Source organism: Marivirga aurantiaca, assembly GCF_016679925.1.
Classification (GTDB): Bacteria; Bacteroidota; Bacteroidia; order Cytophagales; family Cyclobacteriaceae; genus Marivirga; species Marivirga aurantiaca.
In genome coordinates, this window is sequence record NZ_JAEQBW010000001.1 from 1,331,523 (window position 1) to 1,343,868 (window position 12,346).

Annotated in this window: 9 protein-coding genes; 2 read left to right on the forward strand and 7 right to left on the reverse strand. The window is 37.0% G+C overall.

The window, feature by feature from the left end; genetic code table 11:
- Positions 1–26: 26 nt before the first annotated feature.
- The 6 genes from ffh to JKA74_RS05535 form a co-directional block, all read right to left on the reverse strand.
- The gene (gene ffh / locus JKA74_RS05510; RefSeq protein ID WP_201430146.1) at positions 27–1,361 is read right to left on the reverse strand and encodes a signal recognition particle protein; all 1,335 of its coding nucleotides are present in this window, start codon (positions 1,359–1,361) and stop codon (positions 27–29) included.
- A gap of 58 nt (positions 1,362–1,419) precedes the next feature.
- Positions 1,420–2,445, reverse strand: coding sequence for a tetratricopeptide repeat protein (locus JKA74_RS05515; protein WP_201430147.1), 1,026 nt, complete (start codon positions 2,443–2,445; stop codon positions 1,420–1,422).
- Between the two features lie 57 nt (positions 2,446–2,502).
- A complete protein-coding gene (locus tag JKA74_RS05520) occupies positions 2,503–3,618 on the reverse strand; it encodes a DEAD/DEAH box helicase (protein ID WP_201430148.1) in 1,116 nt (371 codons plus the stop codon).
- Positions 3,619–3,650: 32 nt separating this feature from the next.
- A complete protein-coding gene (locus JKA74_RS05525) occupies positions 3,651–4,874 on the reverse strand; it encodes a DEAD/DEAH box helicase (RefSeq protein ID WP_201430149.1) in 1,224 nt (407 codons plus the stop codon).
- Between the two features lie 155 nt (positions 4,875–5,029).
- On the reverse strand, positions 5,030–5,866 hold the full coding sequence (locus JKA74_RS05530) for a M57 family metalloprotease (protein WP_201430150.1): 837 nt from the start codon (positions 5,864–5,866) through the stop codon (positions 5,030–5,032).
- Positions 5,867–6,024: 158 nt separating this feature from the next.
- Entirely contained in the window at positions 6,025–8,793 is a 2,769-nt protein-coding gene (locus JKA74_RS05535) for a S8 family serine peptidase (protein ID WP_236587507.1), read from the reverse strand.
- 289 nt (positions 8,794–9,082) lie between these two features.
- On the opposite strand from JKA74_RS05535, the gene JKA74_RS05540 reads away from it, so the two are divergent.
- On the forward strand, positions 9,083–9,928 hold the full coding sequence (locus tag JKA74_RS05540; RefSeq protein WP_201430152.1) for a M57 family metalloprotease: 846 nt from the start codon (positions 9,083–9,085) through the stop codon (positions 9,926–9,928).
- A gap of 517 nt (positions 9,929–10,445) precedes the next feature.
- Here JKA74_RS05540 and JKA74_RS05545 read toward each other — a convergent pair.
- On the reverse strand, positions 10,446–11,393 hold the full coding sequence (locus tag JKA74_RS05545; protein ID WP_201430153.1) for an OmpA/MotB family protein: 948 nt from the start codon (positions 11,391–11,393) through the stop codon (positions 10,446–10,448).
- A 126-nt stretch (positions 11,394–11,519) separates the two neighbouring features.
- Between JKA74_RS05545 and JKA74_RS05550 the strand changes: the two genes are divergently transcribed.
- Complete coding sequence (locus tag JKA74_RS05550; RefSeq protein ID WP_201430154.1) at positions 11,520–12,209, forward strand: SIR2 family NAD-dependent protein deacylase; 690 nt, start codon at positions 11,520–11,522, stop codon at positions 12,207–12,209.
- The last annotated feature ends 137 nt before the right edge of the window (positions 12,210–12,346 follow it).

Below are 12,346 nucleotides of genomic sequence, written 5' to 3' on the forward strand. Positions count from 1 at the left end.
ACTCACATTTGATTATCACACAAAATCTATTTCCCTCCAAAAGGATTAAAACCTGCCAAACCACGCTTAGTACCACTCATTTTGTTCATGGTTTTCATCATTTTGCGCATGTCCTTAAATTGCTTCAGCAGATTGTTGATTTCCTGAACAGAAGTACCACTACCATTGGCTATTCGTTGTTTTCTACTGGCGTTCATCAATTCAGGATTCCCACGCTCTTCAGCAGTCATTGAGCGAATAATAGCTTCCACAGGCTTGAAAGCATCATCATCAATATCCATATCTTTGATTTGTTTTCCCATTCCAGGTAACATTCCCAGCAAATCCTTAATATTTCCCATCTTTTTGATTTGCTGTAGTTGGGAAAGAAAATCTTCAAAATCGAATTGGTTTTTGCGTATTTTCTTGGATAGTCTGCTAGCTTCTTCCTCATCAAAAGTTTCCTGTGCCTTTTCTACCAAAGAAACCACATCACCCATTCCCAAAATACGTTGGGCCATCCTGTCCGGATAGAAAAGATCAATGGCATCCATTTTTTCACCGGTGCTGACAAACTTAATAGGTTTATCCACCACAGTCCTGATAGACAAAGCAGCTCCACCACGGGTATCACCATCCAATTTGGTCAATACTACTCCATCAAAGTCCAATCGTTCATTAAAAGTCTTTGCTGTGTTAACGGCATCCTGCCCTGTCATGGAATCTACCACAAACAATGTTTCAGATGGATTGAGAGCTTTCTTCAAGGCCTCAATTTCCTGCATCATGGTTTCATCAACCGCTAAACGACCGGCTGTATCTACTATAACAATACTTTTACCATTATTTTTGGCGTACTTAATAGCATTGCTGGCAATTTCAACAGCATTTTTATTTTCAGGTTCTGCATAAACCTCTACTCCTATTTGCTCTCCCAATACTTTCAACTGCTCAATAGCGGCAGGTCTGTAAATATCGCAGGCAGCCAATAATACTTGTTTGCCTTGTTTTTTTAGGCGGTTGGCCAACTTCCCGGTAAAAGTAGTTTTACCGGAACCCTGAAGTCCGGATATTAAAATGGTTGCCGGAGAGCCCTGAACAGAAATATCCTCTTGCTCTCCTCCCATTAATTTAGCCAATTCCTCTTTGGTGATTTTAACCAAAAGCTGTCCCGGGGAAACGGAGATTAAAACATCACGGCCTAAAGCTTCTTCTTTAATTTTATCAGTTACCTCTTTGGCAACCTTGAAGTTAACATCGGCATCAACAAGGGCTCTGCGAATCTCTTTCACAGTGGTGGCCACGTTTACTTCAGTAATTTGTCCCTGACCTTTCAGGGTTTTAAAAGCGCGGTCTAATTTATAACTAAGATTATCAAACATATCGTTATCCTAAAATTTGAGGCAAAAATAAGAAATTTATTAAGGTTTGCACTGAAAATTACTGACAGAATTTATTAAAAGCTTCCTTACCCTTTTCTTCATCCAGTGAAGCGGAAATCTTAAAATAGTCACAGGCTAATTCAATTTGTTCATTTAATCTATAAGCCTCACCTAAATAATAATTGGCCGAGGACAATTCTTTGTTTCTTTGTAGTGCTTCATTCAATTGCCTGATTGCTTCCTTATACTCGCCTTTTTCCAAAGCCAGGTAACCAAGATTTCTATAGACATATGGATTTTTTTCATCAATGGAGATGCTTTGCCTTAAATCCCTATAAGCTTTCTCATACTCACCTGATTTGGTGAGGATAAAGCCTCTGTTATTGAGAAAGTAAGGTTGAAATTTATCATAATTAATGGCTTTATTGACTGACTTCAGGGCACTTTCATAATCATCCTGATCGGATTGTATCAATGCTAATAAATTCCATGCGTTGGCTTCATCTTCATTCTTCTCCAATGCAATTCGTGTATACTTTTCTGCATTTTCATAATCTTTTTGGTAATAATAGATTATCCCCACATTAGCGAATATCTCAGCATTGGTAGTATCAAGAGAAGCAGCTTTTAAAAAAGATTCTTTGGCCTCTTCATATTTCTTTAAACCTGTTAGCGACAAACCTTTTGATAAATGCACGAAAGCTGAATCCTGGTAATGTTCCATTACTGGTTCCATGTCGTCCAAAGCTCTGTAAAATTCACCTGTTTGATAGAAAGCATTACTTCTGTTGTAATAAGCTCTGGTATAATCCGGTTTCAATTGAATGGCTTTCTCAAAAGCCTGAATCGCCTCATAAGGATGACCATTTTTATAGTATGCCACCCCTTTCGCATTCCATGCCACAGGGTTTTCGGGATTCAATTCCACAGCATCTTCAAAAAGTTGAATGCTTTTTTGATTATTCCCTTCCTCCAATTCCTGATATCCTTTTTGGATAAGTTTCTGCTGGCGTTGTTCTTTGGAAGAGCAAGATGCCAGGAAAGCTAACCCAAAAACAAGAAAGTGGAATGCGTGTCGTATCATATATTAATTCTGTTGTCCGTTTAATTTCACCGCAAAACTTACCAAACCAAAACCCTGTTATGCAAAAGGCACTTTCTTCATTTTAATTCCTAATTCTGTTTCTATCTTCTGCAATTGATGAAGGTCATTCTTAGTCACTAATGCCATGCTAATTCCTTGTTTTCCTGCCCTGGCTGTTCGGCCACTGCGGTGAATGTAGTAATCGATTTGTCTGGGAATTTCATAATGCACCACGAAAGCCAAATCAGCTATATCAATACCACGAGCGGCCACGTCAGTAGCAATTAGCAAATCAGATTTATTTCCTTTAAAAGCTCTTAGCATCTTATCACGATCTTTTTGGTGCATATCTCCTTCTAAAATACCAACTGATTGCTTTCTGGCAGATAATTGCTCATACAATGCACGGGCAGCCACTTTGGTATTGCAGAAAATCACACCCCGTTCATTCTTTTGGGTTTTAAGAAAATACTGTAATACAGCCATCTTCTCATCCTTATCACAAGGAACATACTGATGATTGATATTTTCATTCACAATTCCATTGCCTGATGCCTGGATATGATGAGCGTGTGGATCTAAATATTTCTTAATCAAATACTTTATATCAGTTGGGATAGTGGCTGAAAACAACCATATGTTCTTTTTATGAGGCATTGACTGAAAGATAAATTCAAGGTCTTTCTTAAAACCCATACTTAGCATTTCATCAGCTTCATCCAGTACCACTGTATTGGCCTGCCTAATATCTACTGCTTTTCTCCTTATTAGATCTGTTAAACGGCCGGGTGTTGCCACCAAGATATGCGTAGGTCTTCTAAGCGCTTGAATTTGTCCTTCAATTTTAGCTCCACCATAAACCGCTTCTGTAAATATTTTATCCGAGTACTTGGTAAATTTAAATAGTTGTTTCGCTATTTGCTGGCATAATTCCCTTGTAGGCGCAATGATTACAGCCTGGATTTTATCATCTTTTAGATTAATTCGCTGTAAGATGGGCAAGCCGAAAGCGGCTGTCTTACCTGTACCGGTTTGTGCCTGAGCAACTAAATCTCCTGAATTATTCAATAAATAAGGAATGACAGCAGTCTGTATTTTTGTGGGCTCTTTAATATTCATTTCCTCCAACCCTTTAATAAGGTTTTGAGAAATACCCAAATCTTTAAATGACATGTTCTTTTATAATTAAAATTTACCGGTATGAATTACCTTCTTTTTTTGTGAAACGATTTTTTCCCGGAAAAGCCGCCTGGTTTTCTATATTTCTTAGCTTTCTTATCATATTCCGGCCCATCACCTAATTGATTGGGGAGGCTATTGGTTTTTATCACTTCCTTTTCTATCAACTCTTCAATACGATTGAATTTCTCCATATCCTTTTCGTTGACAAATGTAATGGCCTCTCCTGTAGTGGCAGCTCTTGCTGTTCTGCCGATTCTATGCACATAATCCTCAGCATCACCCGGCACATCATAATTTACAACCAGGCTAATATTCTCTACGTCAATTCCGCGGGAAAGAATATCAGTACCAATCAATACCTGTACTTTTTTAGAGCGGAAGTCACGCATAATTTCTTCTCTTTCCACCTGTTCCAAATCACTATGAAATGATTTTTGGCGCATATTTAACCCTTTCAACTCTTTCTCTAAAGACTTCACTTTATCCTTAGTACCCGCAAAAACAATAGCGGTTTCATATCTTCCGGAATCCAATATAAACTTCAATAATGGTGTTTTCTGGCCATCAAAAGTCATAAATGCTTTCTGCGAGATTCCTGCGGCAGGCTTTGAAATAGCCAAACTAATTTCCTCAGGATTGGTCAGGATAGCAGCAGCTAATTTTTTGATTTTAGGAGGCATAGTAGCCGAAAATAACAATGTTTGTCTTTTGGCAGGTAATTGCTTGACAATCCTATTGATATCATCTGAAAAACCCATATCCAACATTCTGTCGGCTTCATCAAGAATGAGGTGTTCGATATGCCCCAGATTGGTTTCATTCGAATTCAACAATGCTATCAGACGACCAGGGGTTGCCACTAAAATATCCACTCCTTGTCGAATGGCTTTCTTTTGTTGTTCCCAGGCAGAACCGTCACCCCCTCCATAAATGGCTATTGAGCTGGCATTTGTAAAATATGAAAAGCCTTCAATTTGTTGATCTATTTGTTGTGCTAACTCCCGGGTTGGAGCAATAATAAGTGTATTTACCTCTTTTGAATTTTTGTCTGCAGTAGCAATTTTATGTAAAATAGGTAATACAAATGCCGCTGTTTTCCCGGTACCTGTTTGGGCACAGGCTATCAAATCCTTGCCTTCCAAAATTTTAGGAATAGCTTCTGACTGTATAGGGGTGGCTTCCTTGAAGCCCATCATATCGAGGCCTTCCTTTAAGGTAGGATGAAAATTAAATTGATTAAACTCCAAAATTTCTAATTATTTATTTTACTACTTGTGTTTATTTATGCACAAAGATAAACATATCCATGCAATAAAAAACAACAGTTATTTGTTGTTGAAAATTCAAAAAAAAAGTGGGGACCGATTGGCCCCCACTTTGATTAGTTGGTTAAAGAATTAAATTAATAAAGATAATCCAAAGCAGTTTGGTCATCATTATTGAATGGTCTGTCACCACCATCTGTACAAGCCAACATCCATGACTTAGCAGAAGCAGTTGCACCAGTTGGAGTACCAGGGATGTGATTAGCACCTACAGTTGAAGCGCCTTCATTTGAAGTACTTCCACCACAGCTAATGCTTCTGTCAAAATAGTCAGTGTGACGGAAACCGATACAATGACCCATTTCGTGAGCAATAATTGTAGCAATACCATTAGTTGATAACCCGTAGCTGGATTCCAAAATACCACTCATTTTGATCTCTCCATAAGGTTCACAACTAGAAGTAGGAAAACCTGCTGAACCTAAAATCCCTCTTCTCTCATCACCCTTTCTTAAACGAGTCATTACGATATCCGCATTTGATGAGGAAGTTATTCTTTGAAAAGTTAAAGATAAATTCTGAGCATTAAAACGACTGATGGCTTCATCTAAGCCTGCAATCATTCCAGCGCTATAGCCTTGGTTCCCACCTTGGGCAGCATACATCGTGATAGTACGAGGACCACACACTAAATTATCTGTGCTGTACTGCTCAGAATTTGGTAAAAATGATGGTTTGCTCATTCCTGAAATAGTTTCATCAGTAAGGAAAATATCTCCTTCTACCAAATAGCCATTTTCAAAAACTGTAGGAGCCTGATCAGTAACATTAAATCCTAAACCTCTCAACTGTTCGATTACAATTGGGTCTACTGCAAATTCATCAACTAACGCCACTTCATCTTGTTGGCATGAGGATAGTACAAATGCGCCTACTATTAAAGCACCTACAATGTTTCTAAATTTTTTTAACATAATATTTAAGTTTTTGGTTATAGTTCGAATATTATGCATAAAAGATGTTACAACCTATATAATTTTGTAAAAAATTATAAAAAAGATATAATAATTGGTAAAATCTTACTTATGTTCTATTTCCTAATGTTATGATTAAATAATAAAAACAACAGTAATTAATTAACGATTAAAAGCTTGCCATTTGCCTTTCTATGACCGTTTTGATATATATGATACACATATAATCCGTCTGCCAATCCTGGCAAATCCAGGTAAGATCTGCTATCAGTAAGATATGCCTTCATTACAACCTCTCCTTTAGTATTGCTGAGCTGGAAAACATATTCGCCTTCAAACTTTTTACTAAATACCTGCAATGAAGAACTATTATTTACAGGATTGGGATAAACTATAAAATCTCTTCCTTTTACAAAATAGGTAGTCAGGCTATCGCTGACAATACTGGAATGATTAACAAACTCTATTTTGGCGCGATAAGTATTAAATCCATCACAAGGATTATCGTCCAATATCCGGAAATACAATTGATCAGGTGAATGATCTGATACTTCAACCCAGTTGTCATTTTTATCAAGCCTTTCAAATACAATTTGTTTAATATCATTAGTAGCTCCTAATTGTAATTGCATGAAAACACCTGAGTCCTGCACTGCTTCAATAAAAAACGTTTTTATATAACAACCTGCACCTTGCTGCTGATAATTAATGGTAAAGCTTTGAAGTAGTTTTTTTCCATTCATATAAGGGGTAACACTAAAGTAATTGGTGTTTACCTCATCAGATTGCAAAACAACGGATGTATCAGAAGTAGTTAGTATAGGTTTCATTTCATGGTTGGTGAGTGCCTTTACCTCATAACTATCTACTCCGTCTATAGATTTCCATTGGAATGAAATAGAATCAGTACAATTAAAACCTACATCCAATCTCACAGACGGGCTTATTGAAAAAGTATCACTTAAATACTCATTCACTCCAATTTGCATCTTAAGGATACCTAAATTATATATATCAGGTACATCCCATCTGTATTGTCCTGATGTCAATTCTACATCCATATTAACAGAAAACCACTCACTTGCATTTTCTCCAACTATGAGTTGGTAGAACAGTTCTCCTTTTTTATCTTCCTCAAACGCTGACTCCCACCTTAAGTGACTAACTGTTTCACCATTATAAGGTATATTGTCAGAAGCTGTGGGGCTTGTCCAACGAAAACTGTCTTTTGTATCCCATTGGTAAAGTATATAGAAATCCTGACTGGGAATGGCCACATCAAAAGCACTCACATTCAACAAATAATTACCTGCTTCAGGGGATTCAATTACTACCTGTTCTATGTTATTAAGATGATCCTCTCCTGTTTCAGCTAATTCCTGAATGGCTGTAAGGCTGGCTCCGGTATTTAATACCATTGGCATAAAAACTCCTTGATTATGCATAACTTTTAAATCCAAATCATTCATTAAAGCTTTTGTATCATTTGGGTTAGCCGGGGGATCATTCCAGATTAATGTGATTTTAAGATTTTTGGCATTTTCCGGTATTAAAAGAGGGAAATCTAATTCTTCCTCATCAGGAGTAACTGTACCTTTGAAATATTGGGCATTTTCAATGTTTTCCACAGCACGCAGGCCATTTAACTGACCGAACCCGGTGCTGTAATCTATTCCCTTAAGATGAACATCATCTGCTGAATTGATTAAAACTCCCTTTAAAAGTGGAGCCGGCATGGGTTCTCCATTTAACTCTTTATAGAGTTGTTGCAATAAAATGGCTGTGCCTGAAACCATTGCGGCTGAATTGGAAGTTCCTGCCATACTGTAGGCTACCAATTCCGGTTTTACCCTGCCATCATAGGCAGGTCCTTTGCTACTCAAATTGATGACGCTATTGGTAGTGTCCAATGAACCTACTGTTAAAATATTTTTAGCCTGTTTAAAATTACCTGTAAGGTTAGCAAACCCTTCAATCCCGGCATATTTACCATCTGTTGATGCCTCACTCCCGGAATTCCCGGAGGAAAAAACATGTAATAGATTGGGGTTCTCCATAGCACTTTGATCAAACATAGCAGCCATAGCACCATAAAAAGGCTCTATTGTTGTTCCATAGGAATGATTTTGAATCTGAACATCCAGTCTTTCGTAATCTGTTTCCAGGTCAGGAAGAACATATGCATTGGAAGAAGATGTATGAAATGCATTGCCAGCCACTCCTTTTCCTGTAATGAAAGAATTACCGGCACCAACTGCAACTGTTGCCATTTGAGCAGCATGATTATCAATAAATTCACTTTCCAAATTACTTTCCACATAACGACCGGACAGGTCAATATCATTAATATTATAAAAAGGTTCTTTTAAACTTAATGTTTGTCCCTGTCCATGAAGCCAAGAGTAATAATGATGCACTGCGTTTATTCTATTGGGATGTAAATTAAGATCCAGCACTGTAGCCTCAGCTTGTGGCCGGGTAGCCTCTGCACCAAGGTAAAGTATAAACGATTGATTGATTATGGAATCAAGAGGCAGGTTATCTATTGCAATCAAAAGAAAATCATTCCTTTTTTTCAATACTTTTACCTTTGCCCTGATGAATGAATTTAGTTGCTGTTTTTGCTTTGTTCTGATCCAAAAACTGCCTGAAACATTAGAACCTGATTTATATTCCTGTAATAATTCTCCTGAAAGCTTCCATAGATGATTCGCTTCATAAGAAACATAAGGAAACGCTGCTTCCAATTGCTGCCTGGCTACATCATCCACAAGAAACTTTCCTATAAAAACTTTATCCGAAATTCTTCTATAAACAATGAAGCCCGACTCCTTTAATGTTTCGCTACTCATTGGTTTTGCAAAGGTCAAAAGTGTGATACTCTCTGCTTTTTCTACTTTATTTCCTCTCAATGAGTCATTTTGCATAAATTGCACCCAATCAGGATCACCCTCTTGGATCTGGCCATTTACTATTATAGGTACTGTTGTCCATAAACAAAATAAAACTGCTATAATACACTTTATATGGGAATTTTTAATAGATAAAATTATATATGAATAGAATAACATTCTTGGCTGAAATTAATATTTAATTAAATTTTTATCACTGCAAATTGTATTTATCTAATATACTGAAAAATAAATTACCTAATAGTTTTGCAGTCTGTAAAGAAAACAATAATATGCGAATGTAACCAAAAAACTTACAGTAAATATGTACAAATTAAGAAACAGTCTACTGATTGTATTGACAATCACGGCTACCACAGTAATGATGAGTTCTTGTGAAAAAAACGAAGAACTTAATGCTAATCCCAACAACATCACAGCAGATGTGATAGAGCAATTCGAAACCTTAGGGTTTGATGTAAGTGACATCCGATATCAGGATGCAGATGAAATTTCAGGTACTCCGGCAGGAGTTAATTACTTATTGGAGGGCGATATAGTAATTACACCAGAAATGTTAGAGAAAATGTTAAATAGTGATATCGATCACCATGGTGCAATGGGCGAACAATACCGGACTTATAACCTGGTAAGTACTCCAAGAACCGTTTCGGTAATCGGATACACAGGTGGATCCAATGCACTGACTACTGTAATGCGTCAGGGTTTACAGGATGCCATATATAGGTACAACCAATTGAACACTAATTTGAATTTCACTTTATCTTTTGCTACCAGCACCAATGCTGATATTGTAGTATACAGGACTTCAGGTGGAGCCGGTGGCTCTGCAGGATTCCCAAGTGGTGGAGCTCCTTATAAGTGGGTTCAAATCTTCAGTGGAATGAATAATTATTCAAGAGCGGTTAATAGCCATGTTATTGGACATGAAATTGGCCATACTTTAGGATTAAGACATACTGATTATTTCAATCGTTCTTTATCTTGTGGTTCAGGCGGAAATGAAGGTTCTTCTGGCGTAGGTGCAGTGCACATCCCTGGAACTCCTACAGGATTTGATTCAAATTCTATCATGCTTTCATGTTTTGGATCAAACTCAACAGGTGTATTCGGTTATTATGACAGAGTATCCCTTGAGTATCTATATTAATTAATGATTTCAATTACAATATTATAGTTCTATAATAATTAAGACCTTACTCATTTTCTCCCAGGGAGAAAGGAAATTCGGAAGCAATTATGATATTGTAGTTAATCAATAGAATTGAAAAGGCCAGATGCCCTCCATCTGGCCTTTTTATGTTTTACAACAAATTTCTCCTCACCTACCTATAAAGTTCCGCAGGACTCTACGTATTTTCAATAATTGAGGAGTCTCTGACTCGGGCTTTCTGCATAGCTTATCAAAAAACACGCTTCAAATACTACTTTCCAAAATTATTGCTATCAACTTTTGCATACAACAAGGTCATGATCATCCAGAATATTCAAGCTATCAACTCTTTATAAAAGAACAGTCCCAGATAAATATTATCAAAGCAATATCTCCTATTACAAAATAGACCAAAAAAAAGTCACGAACTGCTATGTCCGTGACAATGAAATTTAAAAATAGCTTAGCTGGTAAAAACAGGAAGGAATACTTACTGCTAGCCGCTAACCAACATTTAGTTCGTTTCCAGTATCTGGAAAAGTTCATCCAATTTAGGTGTGAGGATAATCTCAGTTCTTCTGTTTTTCTGACGTCCTGCGGAAGTATCATTTTCAGCTTTAGGCGAAAATTCACCCTTACCGGCTGCCGTGACCCTTTCCGGATTTGCTCCATTATTGGTTAATATGCGAACAATTGAAGTAGCTCTTAGCACACTTAAATCCCAGTTATCCCTTAAGTACTTATTACTACCTCCAATTGGTACATTATCTGTATGGCCTTCCACTACGATGTTTACATCATTATTGTCCTTTAATACCTGAGCCAATTTCTTCAAAGCATTCTCCCCTTTAGGATCAACCACTATACTTCCTGAATTAAATAGGAGTTGTTCGGCAAGAGAAACATACACTTTTCCATTTTTTACTTCAATCGTAAGGTCATTTTCCTTAAAATTGAGTAGCGCTTCACTTACTTTTTGTTTTAAAGCTGCAACAGCAGCATCTTTTTCAGCCAAAACACGCTCAAGTTCCTCTACTTTGGCTTCTCTTTCTGCTAAATCAGCTGCCAATTCATCATTCCTTTGCTTAGAAACCTCCAGATCCGTTTCCATTTGCAATAGCAGTTTCTGCTTTTGAGCCAAATCTTTATTGAGTTTACCGCTACTTCCCATTAAGTCGGTGTAATAGTCGTTTAAAGTATTGTATTGTTTCTGGAGAGAATCCAGGCTATTCTGAGATATCTGATAGGCTTCTTTTGATTTTTCCAAAGCTTCTTTTTCTTCCATTAATCGCGTTTCAAGAGAAATGATGTCACTTTTCTTTGACTCCAGTTCCTCTTCCAATTCCATTTTATCAGCATCCAGTCTTACCTTTTCTGCTAACAATGTGTCGTATTTCTTTTGAGTGACACATGCTGCACTACTTAATACAATAAGGGCTAAAGCAATAATTCTACAATTCATAAACATTTGATATTTATTTCCGAAAACGAAGTTAACAGATATTTTATGTTATTGAAGCTACTTTTTATCTTTAAAAGTTGAAAGCTAAGGTCAGTAATGAAACTACCTTTTAAAACACAAAATATTATGAAGAAATTAATTGTTTTAACAGGAGCAGGAATCAGTGCAGAAAGTGGCATTCCTACCTTTAGAGGAGCTGATGGACTTTGGGAAGGACATGACGTAACAGCCGTAGCTTCTCCTGACGGGTGGAGAAAAGACAAAGAACTGGTACTCGATTTTTATAACCAGAGAAGAAAAGCAATACAACATGCACTGCCTAATAAAGGGCATCAAATACTAGCGGAACTTGAATCTTTTTTTGATGTGCATATCATTACACAGAATATTGATGATTTACATGAAAAAGCCGGATCCTCAAATATTCTTCATCTTCATGGTGAAATTGGAAAAGCGAGAAGCACAGTAGATCCCACTTTGGTATATGATATTAAAGGTTGGGAGTTAAAAGTAGGTGATAAATGTGAGAAAAATTCACAGCTAAGGCCTCATATTGTCTGGTTTGGTGAAATAGTTCCCATGATTGAGCCTGCATCACGCTTAGTAGCCCAGGCAGATATTTTATTGGTAGTAGGCACCTCTTTGCAAGTTTATCCCGCAGCCGGGCTCATCCACGAGGTAAAACCGGGTACTCCCATTTATGTAGTGGATCCTGAAACCCCGGCTTATTATGGGAATGAAAAAATCAATGGTATACAAAAGCCAGCAAGTGAGGGCATGAAAGAATTAAAAGACATACTTATCTCTCAAGCATGATTGAAATAAGGATTTAATTGCCAAAAATAGTTGGTAAAATGCCTTAAAACTGATTGTAAACAACTGATATTAAGATAGATATACTTATTTTGACTAGAGCTCATTGAAATGTGTTTCAATGAGCTTTTTTTTGTATA